This window comes from Cerasibacillus terrae (genome assembly GCF_008039555.1).
Lineage (GTDB): Bacteria > Bacillota > Bacilli > Bacillales > Amphibacillaceae > Cerasibacillus > Cerasibacillus terrae.
Genome location: NZ_VDUW01000004.1, coordinates 54,927 through 74,334, shown reverse-complemented (window position 1 = coordinate 74,334; position 19,408 = coordinate 54,927). Strand labels below are relative to the sequence as shown.

General features: G+C 35.7%; 17 protein-coding genes and 1 tRNA gene. 13 read left to right on the top strand and 5 right to left on the bottom strand.

Annotated features, from left to right (window positions below; genetic code table 11):
• The first annotated feature begins 726 nt into the window (after positions 1–726).
• From rapZ to FHP05_RS07470, 4 genes are all read left to right on the top strand, one after another.
• On the top strand, positions 727–1,608 hold the full coding sequence (gene rapZ / locus FHP05_RS07485; protein WP_147666692.1) for an RNase adapter RapZ: 882 nt from the start codon (positions 727–729) through the stop codon (positions 1,606–1,608).
• Between the two features lie 3 nt (positions 1,609–1,611).
• Positions 1,612–2,574, top strand: a complete 963-nt coding sequence (locus FHP05_RS07480; RefSeq protein WP_147666690.1) for a gluconeogenesis factor YvcK family protein — start codon at positions 1,612–1,614, stop codon at positions 2,572–2,574.
• A gap of 22 nt (positions 2,575–2,596) precedes the next feature.
• Positions 2,597–3,535 carry a DNA-binding protein WhiA gene (gene whiA, locus FHP05_RS07475; RefSeq protein WP_147666688.1) on the top strand — a complete coding sequence of 313 codons (939 nt, stop codon included), beginning with the start codon at positions 2,597–2,599 and terminating at the stop codon, positions 3,533–3,535.
• A 146-nt stretch (positions 3,536–3,681) separates the two neighbouring features.
• Positions 3,682–3,936, top strand: coding sequence for an HPr family phosphocarrier protein (locus FHP05_RS07470; protein ID WP_147666686.1), 255 nt, complete (start codon positions 3,682–3,684; stop codon positions 3,934–3,936).
• A gap of 68 nt (positions 3,937–4,004) precedes the next feature.
• Here FHP05_RS07470 and clpP read toward each other — a convergent pair whose 3' ends face one another.
• Entirely contained in the window at positions 4,005–4,592 is a 588-nt protein-coding gene (clpP, locus tag FHP05_RS07465) for an ATP-dependent Clp endopeptidase proteolytic subunit ClpP (RefSeq protein WP_147666684.1), read from the bottom strand.
• A gap of 243 nt (positions 4,593–4,835) precedes the next feature.
• Between clpP and FHP05_RS07460 the strand changes: the two genes are divergently transcribed.
• Positions 4,836–4,909: transfer RNA gene (locus FHP05_RS07460), tRNA-Arg, on the top strand.
• A 240-nt stretch (positions 4,910–5,149) separates the two neighbouring features.
• Here the strand turns inward: FHP05_RS07460 and FHP05_RS07455 are convergent.
• Positions 5,150–6,481, bottom strand: coding sequence for an MFS transporter (locus FHP05_RS07455; protein ID WP_191126285.1), 1,332 nt, complete (start codon positions 6,479–6,481; stop codon positions 5,150–5,152).
• Positions 6,482–6,939: 458 nt separating this feature from the next.
• On the bottom strand, positions 6,940–7,827 hold the full coding sequence (gene dpsA, locus FHP05_RS07450; RefSeq protein ID WP_147666680.1) for a dipicolinate synthase subunit DpsA: 888 nt from the start codon (positions 7,825–7,827) through the stop codon (positions 6,940–6,942).
• A 395-nt stretch (positions 7,828–8,222) separates the two neighbouring features.
• Here dpsA and FHP05_RS07445 point away from each other — a divergent pair, with 395 nt between their 5' ends.
• From FHP05_RS07445 to eno, 8 genes are all read left to right on the top strand, one after another.
• Positions 8,223–9,203, top strand: a complete 981-nt coding sequence (locus FHP05_RS07445) for a diaminopimelate dehydrogenase (protein WP_147666678.1) — start codon at positions 8,223–8,225, stop codon at positions 9,201–9,203.
• A gap of 225 nt (positions 9,204–9,428) precedes the next feature.
• On the top strand, positions 9,429–9,677 hold the full coding sequence (locus FHP05_RS07440) for a glutaredoxin family protein (protein WP_147666676.1): 249 nt from the start codon (positions 9,429–9,431) through the stop codon (positions 9,675–9,677).
• Between the two features lie 139 nt (positions 9,678–9,816).
• On the top strand, positions 9,817–10,845 hold the full coding sequence (locus FHP05_RS07435) for a sugar-binding transcriptional regulator (protein ID WP_147666674.1): 1,029 nt from the start codon (positions 9,817–9,819) through the stop codon (positions 10,843–10,845).
• 31 nt (positions 10,846–10,876) lie between these two features.
• Positions 10,877–11,884 (top strand): type I glyceraldehyde-3-phosphate dehydrogenase, encoded by a 1,008-nt coding sequence (gene gap, locus FHP05_RS07430; protein ID WP_147666672.1) that lies wholly within the window; start codon positions 10,877–10,879, stop codon positions 11,882–11,884.
• Positions 11,885–12,050: 166 nt separating this feature from the next.
• Positions 12,051–13,232, top strand: a complete 1,182-nt coding sequence (locus FHP05_RS07425; protein WP_147666670.1) for a phosphoglycerate kinase — start codon at positions 12,051–12,053, stop codon at positions 13,230–13,232.
• Between the two features lie 34 nt (positions 13,233–13,266).
• The gene (gene tpiA / locus FHP05_RS07420; protein WP_147666668.1) at positions 13,267–14,028 is read left to right on the top strand and encodes a triose-phosphate isomerase; all 762 of its coding nucleotides are present in this window, start codon (positions 13,267–13,269) and stop codon (positions 14,026–14,028) included.
• On the top strand, positions 14,021–15,574 hold the full coding sequence (gene gpmI, locus FHP05_RS07415) for a 2,3-bisphosphoglycerate-independent phosphoglycerate mutase (protein ID WP_147666666.1): 1,554 nt from the start codon (positions 14,021–14,023) through the stop codon (positions 15,572–15,574). Before tpiA ends, gpmI begins: the two co-directional genes overlap by 8 nt.
• A gap of 1 nt (position 15,575) precedes the next feature.
• Positions 15,576–16,862, top strand: a complete 1,287-nt coding sequence (gene eno / locus FHP05_RS07410; RefSeq protein WP_147666664.1) for a phosphopyruvate hydratase — start codon at positions 15,576–15,578, stop codon at positions 16,860–16,862.
• A 70-nt stretch (positions 16,863–16,932) separates the two neighbouring features.
• Here the strand turns inward: eno and FHP05_RS07405 are convergent, their stop codons facing one another.
• Both FHP05_RS07405 and ptsP read right to left on the bottom strand, forming a co-directional pair.
• Positions 16,933–17,625: a hypothetical protein gene (locus FHP05_RS07405; protein WP_147666662.1), complete on the bottom strand. Its 693-nt coding sequence runs from the start codon at positions 17,623–17,625 to the stop codon at positions 16,933–16,935.
• Positions 17,626–17,647: 22 nt separating this feature from the next.
• The gene (ptsP, locus tag FHP05_RS07400; protein ID WP_230973954.1) at positions 17,648–19,372 is read right to left on the bottom strand and encodes a phosphoenolpyruvate--protein phosphotransferase; all 1,725 of its coding nucleotides are present in this window, start codon (positions 19,370–19,372) and stop codon (positions 17,648–17,650) included.
• Positions 19,373–19,408 lie beyond the last annotated feature (36 nt).

The following is a 19,408-nucleotide window of genomic DNA, read 5'->3' as shown; positions in this document are numbered from 1 at the left end:
ACTTGTAAAGTAAACTCAACTTTCTTGTAACATGCACGAAATAATACACTAGTATAATTATAATTAATTAATGACCCCCTTTTTATATAATGACAGAGTGCGGAAATGAATTTCTGCGCTCTTTTTTTGGAGTTTTTATCGCGTATTAACTGGCTGTAAGACCTCCACAACAAGAATTCGAGACACTTAAGAATTATAAGTGGAGAATCAACAGCCAGTAAAGGCCCGATTCGTTCAACTAACAATCAGTGGGAGATGAAGAGAGCTTCCACTGATTGAAGTTTCACTTTATCGCAGATTAACTGGCTGTAAGACCTCCACATCAAGAAATCGATATACTCAAGAATTATAAGTGTAGGCTCAACAGCTAGTAAAGGCCCGATTGGTTCAACTAACAATCAGTGGGAGACGAAGAGAACTCCCACTGATTGAAGTTTCACTTTATCGCGAAGGATTGAAATACAATTACTGCGATCGTTCTACATAATCATGCACGTAAATCGCGAATTCACAAAAGTGGTCATAAAAAATGAAGTAAAACATGATACTTTTGGAATTTAAGTCCACAACGACAATAATTCTCATCAAACTAATAAAGGAAGATAATGGCAAGCATAAAATCACACTTTATTGGTATGTTTTTTTTATTCAATGTATAATATGTAGTATATGTGTGTTTACAATATGTTAAAAATGAGGTTATTAATCATAGAAGGGGGAGTGTACATGGGCAATCAGAAAGAAACAAAATTAGTTATTATTACAGGAATGTCAGGTGCTGGAAAAACGGTTGCCATTCAAAGTTTTGAAGATTTAGGATATTATTGTGTTGATAATTTGCCACCCACTTTACTCCCGAAGTTTTTAGAACTGATGAAAGACTCTACAAATACAGTCCAAAAGGTTGCTTTAGTAATGGACCTACGAGCACGTGAGTTCTTTGATACATTAATAGAATCCTTAGATTTATTAAGTGACGAGGATTCATTTGATGAGCATATTTTATTTCTTGATGCAGAAGACGAACAACTTGTTAGTCGTTATAAAGAAACAAGACGTTCACATCCATTAGCAGTTGGAGGTCTCCCATTAAAGGGAATTCGCCAAGAACGTATGTTGTTAGATGAATTAAAGGGTCGTGCACAACATATTATTGATACAACTAATTTAAAACCAAAAGAGCTTCGTAAAAAGATTTTAAAAGCTTATAGCGAAGAAGAACAAGAAGTCTTTTCTGTCCACTTAGTATCGTTCGGTTTTAAATATGGCTTACCAATTGATGCAGATTTAGTATTCGATGTTCGATTTTTACCGAATCCACATTACGTCAACAACTTACAGCCATTAACAGGACTTAATCCAGATGTGTCTTCTTATGTATTTAAGTGGTCTGATACACAAAAATTTCAAGAGAAGGTTACAGACTTACTTGAATTCATGTTACCACTTTATAAAAAAGAGGGAAAATCTCAGTTAGTTGTTGCAATTGGCTGTACTGGAGGACAACATCGCTCTGTTGCATTAGCAGAATATTTCGCTAAAGAATTTTCCACCCGTTTCATCACCCATATTACCCATCGTGATATTGATAAACGAAAGGAACAATAGTGAATGTGTGAAGCTAAATCTAAGCCACGCATAGTAGTCATAGGTGGTGGCACAGGTATGCCTGTGTTATTACGAGGTTTAAAAAATATGCCAATTGAATTAACGGCATTAGTAACTGTTGCTGATGATGGGGGAAGTACGGGGAGAATACGAAAAGAAATAGATATGCCTGCACCAGGGGATATAAGGAACGTAATTGCTGCAATGTCTGATGTTGAACCAATGTTAATTGAACTTTTTCAGCATCGTTTTTCAAATGAGAATGGATTGTCTGGCCATTCAATGGGGAATCTATTATTGGCTGCAATGTCTTCTGTGACAGGTGATTTTTATACAGGCATTAAAGAATTATCTAAGGTATTTCACGTAAGAGGAAACATTTATCCAATTTCAAATGAAAGTTTACAACTCCATGCAAAAATGGAAGATGGAACGATTGTTTCAGGTGAATCAAACATTCCATTAGTAAAAAAAAGAATCCATCGTGTATTTTTAACACCAGAAAAAGTACATCCATTTCCAAATGCGATAGAAGCAATAGAGAAAGCTGATCTTATTGTTATTTCACCAGGAAGCTTGTATACGAGCATCTTACCAAATCTCATTATTCCACATATTGATGAAACAATTCGGAATACAAAGGCAAAAGTCGTTTATGTATGTAATGTGATGACACAAAAAGGAGAAACAACTGGTTATACAGCAAGTGACCATGTCCAAGCAATTATAGATCATATAGGGGAAGATAGTCTAGATGCTGTAGTTGTTCATAATGAAACTATAAGTGAAGCAGTACGTGAACGTTATAAAAAAGAAAATGCAGAGCCAGTTATTTTAGATCGGAAACAAATATTACACATGGGCTTAAAAATCATTGAAGGGGATATCGTAACAATTAAACAGGCGACAGTTCGCCATGATACAAATAAAATTGCGAAATTACTTTTATCACTAGTAAATACATGAAGTGGGTAAAGGAGGGAAATCCATGTCCTTTGCTTCAGAAATAAAAAATGAACTAACAAGGATGGAATCAAATACTTGCTGTGTTACCGCAGAGCTTTCCGCATTGATCCGAATGAATGGGGTTATCTCATTTTCACAGCAGGCATTCACTCTAGATATACCAACAGAAAATGCTGCAATTGCACGTAGAATTTATTCTCTAATTAAAGAAATGTATCCAATTCCGATTGAACTACTTGTACGTAAGAAAATGAAACTGAAAAAAAATAATGTGTACATCGTCCGAATGAGTACAAAGGTACAGGAACTTTTACAGGATTTAAAGATCTATAAAGAACCGTATACTTTTAATCATCAAATTTCAAAAGATATTGTAAAGAAGACATGTTGTAAACGAGCGTATTTACGTGGAGCATTTTTAGCTGGTGGATCCATTAATAATCCAGAAACTTCATCTTATCATTTGGAAATTTTTAATGTTTATGAAGATCATAATGAAGCATTATGTCATTTAATGAATACATTTGATTTAAGAGCGAAGCAATTACAAAGGAGAAATGGGTATATAGTTTATTTAAAAGAAGCAGAAAAGATTACAGATTTACTCAATATCATTGGAGCTCATAATGCATTATTTAAATTTGAAGATGTTCGGATTGTTAGAGACATGAAAAACTCGGTTAACCGTCTTGTGAATTGTGAAACAGCGAACATTAATAAAACAATTGGAGCAGCTTTCAAACAAATGGAAAAAATTTCCTTTATAGAGAGAACCATTGGATTGGATGCACTGCCTGATAAACTTCGTGAAGTAGCAATTGCTCGGAAGCAAAATGAAGAAGCATCCTTAAAAGAATTAGGTGAATTAATACCGAGCGGGAAAATTTCCAAATCTGGAGTAAATCATCGAATGAAAAAAATTACAGAAATTGCAAATAAAATAGAACAAGGGAAATATTAAATTCAAAATATGATTTCATATCTTTTTGAATCGATTATAAATAGTTAACGTTTTCTTTTGAACATGTTATAATTACTAGTATTTATAGATAGATATAAATCATAGACTGTAGGAGTATTTCCAAAAGAAGGGGGAGAATGATTTCCTTGGTTGAAAAAGAAGTTAAAATAGAACTTGAAACAGGCTTACAGGCAAGACCTGCAGCTCAATTTGTTCAAGAAGCAAATCGCTATTCATCTCATTTATTTTTGGAAAAAGATGGAAAGAAAATCAATGCAAAAAGTATTATGGGATTAATGAGTTTAGCAATTACACATGGGGAAACGGTTAAATTAATTGCCGATGGTCCAGATGAGGAAACGGCATTAAATGATTTGGTTCAATTCGTTACTAATAAATAAAGTAGATATATTTTAAACATCAAAAAACCCGAACTACAGAATAATGTAGTACGGGATTTTTATTACCTTTACTTTGGTTTACGTTCTAGTATATTATCAATCAAACCGTAATCAACAGCAGAAGGAGCACTCATAAAATTGTCACGGTCTGTGTCTCTTGCAATAACTTCGATTGGTTGCCCAGTTCTTTCTGATAGAATTTGGTTCATTTTATCACGCATTTGTAGAATACGCTTTGCGTGGATTTCAATATCTGCTGCTTGACCTTGTGTTCCACCTAATGGTTGGTGGATCATAATCTCACTATTTGGTAGTGCATAGCGTTTTCCCTTTTCACCTGCTGCAAGTAGAAATGCTCCCATAGAAGCAGCCATTCCTATACAAATAGTAGAAACATCTGACTTAATAAATTGCATGGTATCGTAAATAGCCATTCCTGCGGTAATTGAACCACCAGGTGAATTAATGTAAAGAGAGATATCTTTACCAGGGTCTTCCGCTTCTAAGAATAATAGTTGAGCTACAATTGAATTCGCTACGTTATCATCAATTGCACTGCCGAGCATAATAATTCTGTCTTTTAATAAACGTGAATAAATATCATAGGCACGTTCTCCACGATTTGTTTGTTCAACAACTGTTGGAATTAATTGCATTTGAAAATCCTCCTTATAATGCTATATTATGGAATCTAATTTTATCATAAACGAAAGGTCAATGAAGGTCAAACAAAATGTCTAGAATGTAATAAACTCTTTATTTCTCTCATTTATTCTATTAGAATCTTCATAGATATATCATCATTTTTCCCTTCTATGTTAAAAAATAAACAGTAAAACTAGAAATACTTGTCACGTAATGAAATAAACGCTATAATATTGTTTGTGTCATAAAAAAATGCGCCCGTAGCTCAGCTGGATAGAGCAATGGTTTCCGGTACCATGAGTCGGGGGTTCAAGTCCTCTCGGGCGCGCTAACTGAAGAATCAAGGGGAATATAAGAATTCCCCTTGATTCTTTTTACTTATATTTTGTAGAAATGATGCCTACTTGATGAAAATAAACAGAATAGGCTTTCATCAAGTCAATCTGGATTTTATATTCAAATTGTATACTTCATTCCTAATTATATGCTTTTTTATTCCCTTTATGTCTATAAAGATATTACTTTAAGCTTGGAAAGACATTTCAAATTTTATCTATATTAGAATATGTCATTCTTTCGCTGTTCGTTTTGCAATGAAAGAAAAGAATAATACACTTAAAATCAGCAGGCTTAATAATAAAAATGCGTTGCTATAAGAATAAAAATCACTGTTATTAAGTGGATTCCATTTTCCCATATCTGCTGTTAATATTTTACCGAATATTGCGGTACCAATAGCCATCCCTATATAAAGAAATAGGTTCATCATGCCCATCCCAGCTCCTACTTCTTCAAAATCCAAAATCTTGCTGACAAAACTAGATATGGCCACTTGATTGATGGAATAAGCAGTATACTCCAAGAGAATTGCGAGTGTAATCCAAATATAGGATTGGCCTACCAATATTGAAATAATAAAGAAAATAGTAGTCATGGATAATGTAGCCCAACGGACCATTAATGTTGGCCCATATGCATCGGTTAGTTTTCCAATTGTTGACCCGGCAAATGCTGAAAAAATAGCTCCAGGGAATATAATTAGACCTGTCCATGCTTCATTTAAGTCATTTACATGAATCAACATTAGTGGCAGAACAAAAAATGTAGCTATATGCGTAAGATTGACTAAAAATACCATAATAATGGACATACTATAAGGAATATTTTTAAAAATTCCTATTCTAATAAAAGGATCCTTACAACGTTTGCTATGCCAAATCATGATAATACCAAATAAAATAGCTAAAACAAAGAATCCTAGATGTGTTTGAATTCCTAATAATAAAAACAAGGCACTTAACGCACAATAAATAGCTCCTAAAATATCAATTTGTCCTTTGGATATTGTTTCCTTCGGTGTAAACTTTAGGAGCAGTGGCACACCGATTACACTAAATAAAGAAAGAGCAAACAATACTCTCCAACCCAATAGATGTGTCAAATAACCTCCAATAAGTGGTCCGAATCCCGCACCGAAAGTGATACTTGACATGACAATGCCAATAAATAAACCGCGCTTTTCCGCGGGATAAAATTTTGCTGCCATCACCATACTTACAGAAGGAAAAGAACCAGCACCTGCACCTTGAAGCATTCTTCCAACAATAACCATCCAATAATTTGGACTAAAAAGGCCGATTAAGGAACCTGCTGCTAACAAACTGATTCCAATAATCATTAATCTGCGTGTAGGGTATATATCAGCCAGTTTTCCAAAGATAATTGCAGAAATTCCCGTACATAATACAAATCCAGAAGCAATCCAACTAGCCTCAGAAGAGTTTAAATGAAAATCTTGAGATATTTGTGGAATACCAAGATTGAACATATTAATATTTAGTGAAGCAAAAAGTGTAATAAACCAGGAAGTTGCTAGTAAATACTTTAATTGTTTGGTCATTATTACCATATCCTTTCCAAACCATTGATTATCGAGTTCAGTCATTTATCGCGTATTAACTGGCTGTAAGAACTCCACGAATAGCTATAAAATGGGTTATCATATCATTAAAGAGAATAAAAAGTTGGATGTAATTTGGAATGGATTTGTAAATGAGAGATAAACAATCATGTAATGGCTCTATACACCTGTATAAGTAGCATACAAATTATGTAAGCATATCGAAACAATATAACATATCGTTACAATAAATGTCAAAAAAGGAATTTATTTAAGAGGTATGAGTAATTTTAAAAAGAAAAAAAAGACCACTAATGCGGCGCATTCTAAAGTTAGACCAAAAACCATCAGAATGCAGTACAATAGCGATCCTTGTATCAACAGCCAGTAAAGGCCCGATTCGTTCAACTAACAATCACTGGGAGATGAAGAAAACTCCCGCTGATTGAAGTTTCGCTTTATTTAGAATCATTAAGCTTTAATTGATCAAGAAATACATCTGCAATGACTTTCCCAGCTGTTTTAGGAGCGACATTCCCTGGGATGCCTAAAGCGTGAATGGCAGTAATCTCCTTTTTCTTTGCATAGGAAAAATCAGTCCCACCAGGTTTTGAAGCCAGATCAATAATAACCGTCTCTTCGTTCATATTGGAGATGACAGGTGAATCTAAAATTAAATGTGGAATCGTGTTGATGATAAGTTGAAAGGCCCCTACATTTTGCTCTAATTCCTCAGTAAATAAGGAATTCATCCCCATTTCATGGACACGGGCAGCGTTGGTAGAACTACGAATGCCAACTGTCACATCACCACCAACAGCTCTAAAAACCCTAGCAACCGTTAGCCCGACTCTACCAAACCCAAGAACAAGTACAGAAGAACTATGTACCGTCACATCCATTTGCTCCATAGCAATTTGTAATGTTCCTTCTGCAGTGGGAATGGAGTTTAAGATAGCTAAATCATCACGCTGAAATAAACAAACAAGTTTTTTATTCGTAGAGGATGTAAGTTTATCTAAAGATGGAGTAGATACTCCTGTATAAATAACACAGCTTTCTTTCGTTTTTTGTAGCATGTCTTTTGTCAATACTAGCTTTTCAGTTGTATAGGGTGCTAGTTCTATTTCACCATGTTCATTTGTTCCGGATACTGGTAACATGATTGCATCGAATGTAGAAAAGTCAATTTGATTTAATGTTTGCTTTGTGACTTTTTTAGAAGGAAAGGTAATTTTTTCCCAACCAACAAGGGTTGTATATATTTCTTTTTTACTAAGTGTGTTGACCATTTCGATATATCGTGCATCGCCACCCATTAGTAATACATGAAAAGAATTAGACATGAAAACAACTCCTCTAAGTAATTTGAAAGCAATTTTCTAATCTATATCTATGCGAACAGTATTTTTTTAAGAAGTATATATTCTACTTTAACATAGGTAGGCTTCATACGATTCAAAAAGAGAATTTCAGCAGTTGACATACACGGAGACTTCTTGAAAATACAGCGCATATTGGTGAACTTACATTCAAAGAGGGTTGTGATTTGTTTCATATTCATTTTCATATTCTTAAATTTCAAGACTGGTGGTTATGATTATGCGTGTGCGAAGTGTCTGCTTACTACGGTATCTTCGTCATAATAACAAAATTTCTCCCCATATAAAACAGAATCTTTTGCCGAATAGAATAGAAACGACTATACTTTTAGTAAGATAAAATGTAAGGAGAGAGGAATATGGCAGAAAAAGTAAGAATTGGAATTGTAGGTTATGGTAATTTAGGACGCGGGGCAGAACTCGCTGTTGAAAAAAATCCTGATATGGAATTGGCAGGAATATTCACAAGAAGAGATCCGAACACGATTCAAACCGCAACAAATGCAAATGTATATTGTCAAGATAATATTCGTTCTTTTCAAGATAAATTAGATGTACTCATTTTATGTGGTGGTTCTGCTAGTGATTTACCTGAAATGAGTCCAGAACTAGCTCGTTTATTTCCAATTGTTGATAGTTATGATAACCATGCAAAAATTCCTGATCATTATAAAAAAGTAAATCAAGCTGCAGAAGAGGCAGGAAAGCTTGCAATTATTTCAGCAGGATGGGACCCAGGTTTATTTTCTTTAAATCGTCTTTTAGGTGAAATTGTTATCCCGGACGGTGGCACACATACGTTTTGGGGAAAAGGCTTAAGCCAAGGACATTCAGAGGCAGTAAGGCGGGTGGAAGGCGTGAAAAAAGGAGTTCAATACACTGTTCCAATGGAGGAGATTTTAGAAGATGCCCGAAATGGGAAAGGGGAAGACTTAACTGCAGCCGAACGCCATAAGAGAGTTTGTTATATTGTTGCAGATGAAAAAGATCATGCTCGCATTGAAGAAGAAATCAAAACAATGCCAGATTATTTCGCGCCATATGATACAACTGTTCATTTTATTGATGAAGAAACATTTGACAGTGAGCATCAAAAAATGAGACATGGCGGCTTTGTCATTCGTTCTGGAAATTCAAGTAAAGCCCATAAACAGGCAATGGAATTTTCATTAACATTAGAAAGTAACCCAGAATTTACAGCAAGTGTTTTAGTTGCTTATGCACGGGCAGCCTATCACTTACATAAAAAAGGTGAAACAGGTGCTAAAACACCATTTGATATTCCGTTTTCAGCAATGACACACAAAACAAGTGCAGAAATTATGAAAGACTTGCTATAATCATTAGCCGAAAAGCAATGGATTCACGATCATTCATTGCTTCTCTTTTATCGCGTATTAACTGGCTGTAAGACCTCCACATCAAGAATTCGAGATACTCAAGAATTATAAGTGGAGGGTCAACAGCCAGTAAAGGCCCGATTCGTTCAACTAACAATCAGTGGGAGATGAAGAAAGCTCCCACTGATTGAAGTTTCACTTTATTAAAAAAGGTGGTGGAGAGGAATGTCTATCTATTTATATATAAAAGAGAATTGCCCTTTATGTGATGATGCTGAACAGCTCCTTCAATTATTTCAGGATGAATTTGCTTTTACATTAGAAAAGCGAGATATTTACCTACGTGATGAATGGTTGGAAAAGTATCAACTAGAAATTCCAGTCATAGAAATAAAGGATTCTGTTCTTTATGGAAATGATTTGAACTACGAGACATTGTACAAGGTGTTAAATAAATATGCTGAAAAAATGTAGGTATTTGTTTTTGGATATTTCAGGGGTAATTATGCTATAATAAATATAGGAAAAGATTTTCCTGTATTTTTTTGCTATATGTGGGACAAAATAATATTAGCTGGGACAAAATTGACCAACAAGGGGGGGAGCATATATAATGAATGAGTTCAAGAAGTTACTAAAAAGAGTATACCCAGACTTATTAGAGCAAATGCAACAACGGTATAAAATAATGCACAGTGTCATGTTGCTCCAACCGATTGGAAGAAGATCCTTAGTAGATGTTACAAAACTGAAAGAGAGAACCATTCGAAGTGAAGTTGAATTTTTACAAGAACAAAATCTTCTACAAACGACAAATAAAGGTATGTATTTAACTTCCGAGGGAAAAGTACTTTTAGAAAAACTAACTCCAAAAATGAAGGAGTTTTCCGGTATAAATAAGCTGGAAACAGCCTTGAAAGAAAAATTAGGTGTTGAATACATTATCATTGTACCCGGTGATAGTGATCGGCATGAATGGATAAAATATGAAATGGGAAAAGCATGTGTTCATTATTTAAAAAACATTCTATTGCCTGATTCTATTATTGCGGTTACAGGCGGAACAACCATTGCAGCTATTGCTGATGCAATGGTTCCAATACATGAAGAGAATAATTATGTTTTTGTCCCTGCGCGTGGTGGAATAGGTGAAGAAGTAGAACATCAGGCAAATACAATTGCAGCTAAGATGGCACATAAAACAAATGGTAAATATCGTATGTTATTTATCCCTGATATATTAAGTGAGCAATCTTATGAAACGATGATGAAAGAACCATCCATCCATGAAATTTTACAACAAATTAAAGGTGCAAATATTGTGTTGCATGGCATAGGTAATGCATTGACAATGGCTAAACGAAGAAATACACCAACAGAGACAATGGAACAACTAGAAAAAGGCAATGCAGTAAGTGAAGCATTTGGGTATTATTTTGATGATAAAGGCCAAATTGTTCATAAAATATACAAAATCGGGATTCAATTAGATGATTTAAGGGATAAAAACCATGTTATTGCAGTAGCAGGTGGCTCCTCAAAAGCAAAAGCAATTGCATCCTATTTTAAAAAAGGAAAAAGTAATATGTTAATTACAGATGAAGCAGCAGCAAGTCAGTTGTTAAGGGATTCATCCCTTTAAATAAATATCACAAAAACTAGGAGGAAGTATAATGACAGTTAAAGTCGCAATCAATGGGTTTGGGAGAATAGGTCGCCTTGTATTTCGTCAGTCACTAAAAAATGACAAAATAGAAGTTGTTGCAGTCAATGATTTAACAGATGCAGATATGTTAGCCCATTTACTAAAATATGATTCAGTACATGGTAAACTAATGGAAGATGTTTATGTAAAAGGAGAACATATGGTAATAGGTGATAAGGAAATTAAGGTAATTGCAGAAAGGGATCCAGCTAATTTACCTTGGAAAGAATTAGGTGTGGATATTGTTATTGAATCAACTGGACGTTTTAGAGATAAAGAATCTGCACAGAAACATATTGATGCAGGTGCAAAAAAGGTAATTGTTTCTGCACCAGGTAACGATCTTGATTTAACTGTTGTAATGGGGGTAAATGATGAACAATATAAAGCCGATGAGCATCATATTGTGTCCAATGCATCTTGTACAACAAACTGTTTAGCACCATTTGCGAAAGTATTACATGAGAAGTTTGGTATTAAACGTGGCTTAATTACAACTGTTCATGCATATACCAATGATCAACAAATTTTAGATTTACCACATAAAGATTATCGTCGTGCACGTGCAGCGGCACAAAATATTATTCCAACAACAACAGGTGCTGCAAAAGCAGTAGCAGAAGTGTTACCAGAACTAGACGGAAAGTTAAATGGAATGGCGATGCGTGTTCCAGTTCCAGATGGTTCTATTGTAGATTTAGTTGCTGAACTAGATAAAAATGCAACAGAAGAGCAATTAAACAATGCATTTAAAGAAGCTGCGGAAGGTTCATTAAAAGGTATTTTAGAATATAGCGAGGAACCACTTGTGTCTACAGATATCATAGGCAATCCGCATTCATCTATTTTCGATGCATTGTCAACAATGGTAATAGAAGATAATATGGTAAAGCTTGTTTCATGGTATGACAATGAAATGGGTTATTCTTCCCGTTGTGTCGATTTAGCAGTTCTTATGGCTGAAAAAGGATTATAAGTTGGATACACGAAAAAAAGGGGGGGAACCCTCTTTTTTCGTGTATAAACATTTTATAAAATGAACTATTATGACCTCATAAAAAATAAAGATGGTTAATGAAAGCATTTTCCGGGGAAAACTTATATAATGGATTCGTACATAAGAATAAATGGGAGGCTAGATTGTGAATAAGAAGACATTGCAAGATATACAAGTGAAAGGAAAAAAAGTATTTTGTCGTGTGGATTTTAATGTACCGATGGAAGATGGTGAAATCACAGACGATACAAGAATAAAAGCGGCATTGCCTACCATTGAACATTTGTTAGAAAAAGGTGCAAAGGTAATTTTAGCAAGCCATCTAGGAAGGCCAAAAGGGCAAGTCGTGGAAGAACTAAGACTTGATCCTGTAGCAAAAAGACTAAGTGATTTAACAGGCAAAGTTGTCATGAAAACAGACGCTGTACATGGGAAAGAAGTCAATGAGGCCATATCCCAGATGGAAGATGGGGATATTTTACTAATTGAAAATGTCCGTTTTGAAGCGGGTGAAACGAATAACGATCCAGAACTATCCCAAGCCTTTGCTGATATGGCAGATATTTATGTAAATGATGCATTTGGTACTGCACACAGGGCACATGCTTCAACAGCCGGTGTTGCAGAAAAATTACCTGCAGTTGCTGGCTTTTTAATGGAGAAGGAAATTGCTGTTCTTTCTAAAGCATTAGAAAATCCTGAACGACCATTTACTGCTATTATCGGTGGAGCAAAAGTAAAAGATAAAATAGATGTAATTGATCATCTGCTTGATAAAGTAGACTATCTCCTTATCGGTGGTGGTTTAGCATATACATTTATTAAAGCGAAAGACTATGAAATTGGAAATTCCCTATTGGAAGAAGATAAAATTGATTTAGCCAAAGAATTCTTAAAAAAGGCGGAAGAAAAAGGAGTCCAATTTGTCATCCCGGAAGATGCAGTAATTGCTGATGAGTTTTCCGAGGATGCAAATTCTAAAATTGTCTCTATTGAAGATATGCCAAAAGATTGGCAAGGATTAGATATTGGACTTAAAACTCGTGAAACGTTTGCAGATATTATTTCCAAATCAAAACTCGTCATTTGGAACGGTCCGATGGGAGTTTTCGAAATGAATGCATTTGCTGGTGGAACACGTGCAGTTGCAGAATCTCTTGCACAAACAGAAGCATTTACTATAATTGGTGGTGGAGATTCAGCAGCAGCAGTAGAAAAATTTGACCTTGTCCACGAAATGGATCATGTATCAACAGGTGGAGGGGCATCTTTGGAATTTATGGAAGGAAAAGAACTTCCAGGAATCAAAGCCCTTGATGATAAGTAAGGACTGGTTAATGAAACACGAGAGGTGATGACAGATGAGAAAGAAAGTTATTGCAGGAAATTGGAAAATGAATAAAACACTTTCTGAAGCAACACAATTTGTAGAGGAAGTAGCACCAAAACTAGAACAGTCAGAACAAGTTGATGCAATTATTTGTGCACCATTTACACAACTTGCAACACTTGTTGAAAAAGCAAAAAACACACCCCTTCAAATTAGTGCACAAAATATGCACTATGAAGAATCTGGTGCATTTACAGGAGAAGTCAGTCCTGTAATGTTGAAAGACATCGGAGTTACCCATGTTATTATTGGGCATTCAGAACGTAGACAATATTTTAGTGAAACAGATGAAACAGTTAATAAAAAAGTACATGCCGCTTTTGAACATGGTTTAACACCGATTGTTTGTGTTGGTGAATCATTAGAACAACGCCAGGCGAATGAAACAAAATCATTTGTTACATCACAAGTGGAAAAGGCAATTGCAGGGCTTGATGAAGCATTAGTTGCTCAAATGATTATTGCTTATGAACCAATATGGGCTATCGGAACAGGAAAAACAGCTACAAGTAAAGAAGCTAATGAGGTATGCCAACATATCCGTCAAACAATAGAAGAACAAACATCTAAAGAATTAGCAGACAAAATCATCATCCAATATGGTGGTAGTGTAAAACCAGCTAATGTGGATGAATTGTTAGCACAATCAGATATTGATGGTGCATTAGTTGGCGGAGCTAGTCTCGAAGCTCCATCTTTTATTCAACTTGTGGAGGCCGGAAAAAATGAGTAATCAAAAGGATTTAGCTGCATTAATTATTCTCGACGGCTTCGGTATTCGAGATGAGGTCGTAGGTAATGCAGTAAAACAGGCAAATAAGCCTAATTTTGATCATTATTGGAAGTCTTTTCCACATAATCAATTAGAAGCAAGTGGAGAAGCAGTTGGGCTTCCTAAAGGCCAAATGGGAAATTCAGAAGTAGGACATTTAAATATAGGTGCAGGTAGAATCGTCTATCAAAGTTTAACAAGGATTAATTTATCCATTGAAAATGGCGAGTTTTATGAAAAAGATGTTTTTTTAAAAGCAATGAGAAAAGCGAAGAAAGATGATAAAGCAGTTCATATCTTTGGGCTTTTATCTGATGGAGGAGTCCACAGTGATATCCACCATTTATTTGCTTTATTAAAATTGGCTAAAGAGGAGAATGTGGATAAAGTTTACATCCATGCATTTCTTGATGGCCGTGATGTTGCGCAAACTTCCGCAAAAAAATATATCGAAATGACAGAAGAAAAAATAAAAGAATATGGTGTCGGGGAATTTGCAACCATTTCTGGTAGATACTACTCGATGGATAGAGACAAACGCTGGGAACGTGTGAAAAAAGCATATGATGCAATGGTTTATGGGGAAGGTCCAAAATATACGAATCCATATGATTTGATTGATGATTCGTATGAAAATGGGATTTATGACGAGTTTGTTATCCCTTCAGTCATCACAAAAGAAAATGGATCCCCAGTAGCAACAGTTCAAGATGACGATTCTATTATCTTTTATAATTTCCGACCAGACCGGGCAATTCAAATTTCACGTACTTTTGCAGATCACAATTTTCAAGATTTTGATCGAGGAGAAAAAGTACCACAAGACATTCATTTTGTAATGTTAACAAGATTTGAAGAATCAATTGATGGCTATGTTGCCTATGGTCCTGTTGGCTTAGATAATACACTAGGAGAAGTATTATCAAAACACGACATGAAACAATTGCGTATTGCTGAAACGGAGAAATATCCACACGTAACATATTTCTTAAATGGTGGTCGGCATGAAGAATTTCCAGGAGAGAAACGTATTTTAATTAATTCGCCGAAAGTTGCGACATATGACTTGAAACCGGAAATGAGTGCATATGGAGTAACAGAAGCTTTATTAAATGAATTAGATAAAGGCGAACTGAATGCAGTTATTTTAAATTTTGCTAACCCAGATATGGTTGGGCATTCCGGTAAGTTAGAGCCTACAATCAAAGCAATAGAAACAGTTGATGAATGTTTAGGTAAAATTGTTGATAAAATTCATGAATTAGGTGGCCATGCAATAATTACGGCTGATCATGGAAATTCAGATGAAGTTGTTACAGTAGAAGGAAAACCAATGACAACACATACAACAAATCCCGTTCCTGTAATTGTGACAAAAGAGGGTATTCAAGTAAGGGATGGCGGAATTTTAGCTGACCTTGCTCCAACTCTTTTAGATTTATTAAATATTGACAAACCAGAAGATATGACAGGAACATCTATATTAAAAACAAAAGGAGAGAACTAATATGCCATACATTACTGATGTTTATGCTCGTGAAGTGCTTGACTCTAGAGGAAATCCAACAGTAGAAGTAGAAATTTATACAGAATCAGGTGCATTTGGTTCAGCACTTGTACCAAGCGGAGCTTCAACCGGGGAATATGAAGCAGTTGAATTACGTGATGAAGATAAAAATCGTTATAATGGAAAAGGTGTTTTAAAAGCAGTACAGAACGTTAATGAAGTAATTGCACCTGAATTAATGGGAATTGATGTAACAAGACAAAATATTATTGACCAAATCATGATTGAGTTAGATGGTACAGAAAACAAAGCTAAATTAGGTGCAAATGCCATTTTGGGTGTTTCCATGGCTGTTGCCCATGCTGCCGCAAGTTATTTAGAATTACCTTTATACAATTATTTAGGTGGTTTTAATGCAAAAACATTACCAACTCCTATGATGAATATTCTAAATGGTGGGGAACACGCTGATAACAACGTTGATATTCAGGAATTTATGATCATGCCCGTAGCAGCACCAACATTCAAAGAAGCACTTCGTACAGGTACAGAAATCTTCCATTCATTAAAAGCAGTTCTAAAAGAAAAGGGATATAATACTGCAGTTGGTGATGAAGGTGGTTTTGCCCCAGATTTGAAATCAAATGAAGAGGCACTTCAAACCATTGTAGAGGCAATTGAAAAAGCAGGTTATAAAGCTGGTGAAGAAGTAAAATTAGCAATGGATGTTGCTTCATCAGAAATCTATGAAGGTGGAAAGTACAACTTAAAAGGAGAAGGGGTTGTTCGTACTTCTTCTGAAATGGTTGATTGGTATGAGGAAATGGTTAATAAATATCCGATTATTTCAATTGAGGATGGATTGGATGAGAATGATTGGGAAGGACATAAACTTTTAACGGAACGAATTGGTGACCGCGTCCAATTAGTTGGTGATGATTTATTCGTAACCAATACGAAAAAACTTGCACAAGGAATTGAACAAGGTGTAGGAAATTCTATTCTGATTAAAGTAAATCAAATTGGTACATTAACAGAGACTTTTGACGCGATTGAAATGGCAAAACGTGCAGGCTACACATCTGTAATATCCCACCGTTCAGGTGAAACAGAAGATGCCACAATTGCTGATATTGCCGTAGCAACGAATGCTGGACAAATTAAAACAGGCGCGCCATCACGAACAGACCGTGTTGCAAAATATAATCAGTTGTTACGTATTGAAGATGAACTACAAGGTATTGGCGAGTATGCTGGTACAAATGCTTTCTATCATTTGAAAAAATAGTGGATAGTAAAAAGGAGTTATGTGGTACTGCACCACATAGCCCCTTTTTTTATGTTGAGAATTATACTGTTTACTCTTGAATCCCGATATCCGCGTTTGAATCCCGATATATTCGCTCGAATCCCGATATCCGTGTTTGAATCCCGATATATTGCTCTGAATCCCGATATCCGCGCCGAATCCCGATATAATGCCGCGAATCCCGATATATTCGCTCGAATCCCGATATAACGCTCCGAATCCCGATATCCGTGTTTGAATCCCGATATATTGCTCTGAATCCCGATATCCACGCCGAATCCCGATATAATGCCGCGAATCCCGATATATTCGCTCGAATCCCGATATAACGCTCCGAATCCCGATATCCGCATTTGAATCCCGATATATTGCTCTGAATCCCGATATAATGCCGCGAATCCCGATATCCGTGTTTGAATCCCGATATCTGCGCTTGAATCCCGATATATTGCTCTGAATCCTGATATATTGCTCTGAATCCCGATATATTGCCGCGAATCCCGATATATTCGCTCGAATCCCGATATCCGCGTTTGAATCCCGATATAATGCCGCGAATCCCGATATATTCGCTTGAATCCCGATATATTGCTCTGAATCCCGATATAACGCTCCGAAATCCCGATATCCGTGTTTGAATCCCGATATATTGCTCTGAATCCCGATATAATGCCGCGAATCCCGATATATTCACTCGAATCCCGATATCCACGCTGAAATCCCGATATCCGCGCCTCACCACTCTCTTAAAACCTACAAAGGTTTCAGAAACTGCGTGGTGTTTTTTCTTTTACTAATTTTTTAACTTCTTCTGCTGTCCCCATTTTTAAAACAGTACGTGCTAATTCTTCCATTTCCTGTTTAGATAATGTACTTATCTGTGATCGTGCAGGTAATATGGATGATGCACTCATACTAAATTCATCCAAACCCAAGCCTAATAGAATCGGAATAGCAACGGGGTCACCGGCCATTTCACCGCACATTCCGACCCATTTTCCTTCGCGGTGGGCTGCCTGAATTACTTGATGAACAAGATTCAAAATGGCTGGATGGTATGGTTGATAGAGATAGGAGACATGCTCATTCATCCTATCAGCTGCCATTGTGTATTGAATTAAATCATTTGTTCCTATACTAAAGAAATCGACTTCTTTGGCAAATTGGTTAGCAAGGATAGCTGTTGATGGGATTTCCACCATAATTCCTACCTCAATATTGTCTGCTACATCGATTTCTTCTTTTTGTAAATTTTCTTTTTCCTCGAGTAATAATTGTTTTGCTTGACGAAATTCTTCTAAGGTAGCAACCATTGGAAACATGATTTTTAAATTTCCGTGAATACTGGATCGAAGCAAAGCGCGTAATTGCGTCCGAAACATTGCTTCGTTTGCTAAACAAAATCGAATTGCCCGGAATCCTAGGAAAGGATTAATTTCTTTAGGTAAATCTAAATAATCGACTTCTTTATCTCCACCGATATCGAGTGTTCGAACAATTACCGGTTTATCTTCCATCATCTCGAGGACAGATTTATATGCCTCAAATTGCATATCCTCTGTTGGCATTTCAGCCTGACCCATAAATAAGAATTCTGTCCGATATAAACCAATACCTTCGCCTCCGTTTTCTAGAACAGAGCCTACATCTCTCGGTGTTCCAATATTTCCAGATAATTCAACTTGTATTTTATCTTTTGTGCGAGTTGGTTCATCTTTTAATTTCACCCATAATTGTTGTTGTTTTTTAAAATCCTTTAACTTTTGTTGATATATGTTTTTCGTTTCTTCATCAACTTGTGTGATGATTTTTCCTTCCGTTCCATCAATAATAACGGGTTCACCCTGTTTTACGGTCGATGTTATGTTCTTTGTACCGACGACAGCCGGAATTTCAAGAGATCTTGCCATTATTGCAGAATGTGATGTACGCCCTCCAACATCTGTGATAAAACCTTTTACATATTTCCGATTCAATTGTGCAGTATCAGATGGTGTCAAATCATGGGCAACAATAATTACTTCTTCATCAATTAAAGCAAGATCTGGTAATGGAATATTTAATAAATGTGCCATTACACGTTTTGCGACATCTTGTAAATCTGCTGCACGTTCTCGCATATAGGCATTATCCATATTTTTAAAAATATCGACAAACATGTTTGTTACAGATTCTAAAGCAGCCTCAGCAGATGCCATTTCCTTATTAATTTTATCTTTTATTGGATTAATGTATTCTGGGTCATTTAAAATAAGTAAATGTGCAGAAAATATCTCTGCATGTTCTTTACCTAGTGCTTGTTCTGTATGTTCGCGGATTTTATCTAAATCTTCTTTTGAAATGTTTAATGCCTTTATCAAGCGCTCCAGATCTTGTTCAGGATTTTCTGTGTGCTTGTTTTTATAGGTTAACTCTGGTTCATTTAATTGATATGCTTTTGCAATGGCAATTCCATTAGACGCTGCAATACCTTGGATTTGTTTCACCATCATCATCCTTTGTTTTTCAGACTTTTAATCCCTTGC

What these genes read in the sequence shown, in the direction of transcription:
- rapZ (WP_147666692.1), top strand. Translation starts at nt 727, where the DNA reads ATGGGCAATCAGAAAGAAACAAAATTAGTTATTATTACAGGAATGTCA.
- FHP05_RS07480 (WP_147666690.1), top strand. Translation starts at nt 1,612, where the DNA reads ATGTGTGAAGCTAAATCTAAGCCACGCATAGTAGTCATAGGTGGTGGC.
- whiA (WP_147666688.1), top strand. Translation starts at nt 2,597, where the DNA reads ATGTCCTTTGCTTCAGAAATAAAAAATGAACTAACAAGGATGGAATCA.
- clpP (WP_147666684.1), bottom strand. Translation starts at nt 4,592, where the DNA reads ATGCAATTAATTCCAACAGTTGTTGAACAAACAAATCGTGGAGAACGT.
- FHP05_RS07455 (WP_191126285.1), bottom strand. Translation starts at nt 6,481, where the DNA reads ATGACCAAACAATTAAAGTATTTACTAGCAACTTCCTGGTTTATTACA.
- dpsA (WP_147666680.1), bottom strand. Translation starts at nt 7,827, where the DNA reads ATGTCTAATTCTTTTCATGTATTACTAATGGGTGGCGATGCACGATAT.
- FHP05_RS07445 (WP_147666678.1), top strand. Translation starts at nt 8,223, where the DNA reads ATGGCAGAAAAAGTAAGAATTGGAATTGTAGGTTATGGTAATTTAGGA.
- FHP05_RS07440 (WP_147666676.1), top strand. Translation starts at nt 9,429, where the DNA reads ATGTCTATCTATTTATATATAAAAGAGAATTGCCCTTTATGTGATGAT.
- FHP05_RS07435 (WP_147666674.1), top strand. Translation starts at nt 9,817, where the DNA reads ATGAATGAGTTCAAGAAGTTACTAAAAAGAGTATACCCAGACTTATTA.
- gap (WP_147666672.1), top strand. Translation starts at nt 10,877, where the DNA reads ATGACAGTTAAAGTCGCAATCAATGGGTTTGGGAGAATAGGTCGCCTT.
- tpiA (WP_147666668.1), top strand. Translation starts at nt 13,267, where the DNA reads ATGAGAAAGAAAGTTATTGCAGGAAATTGGAAAATGAATAAAACACTT.
- gpmI (WP_147666666.1), top strand. Translation starts at nt 14,021, where the DNA reads ATGAGTAATCAAAAGGATTTAGCTGCATTAATTATTCTCGACGGCTTC.
- eno (WP_147666664.1), top strand. Translation starts at nt 15,576, where the DNA reads ATGCCATACATTACTGATGTTTATGCTCGTGAAGTGCTTGACTCTAGA.
- ptsP (WP_230973954.1), bottom strand. Translation starts at nt 19,372, where the DNA reads ATGGTGAAACAAATCCAAGGTATTGCAGCGTCTAATGGAATTGCCATT.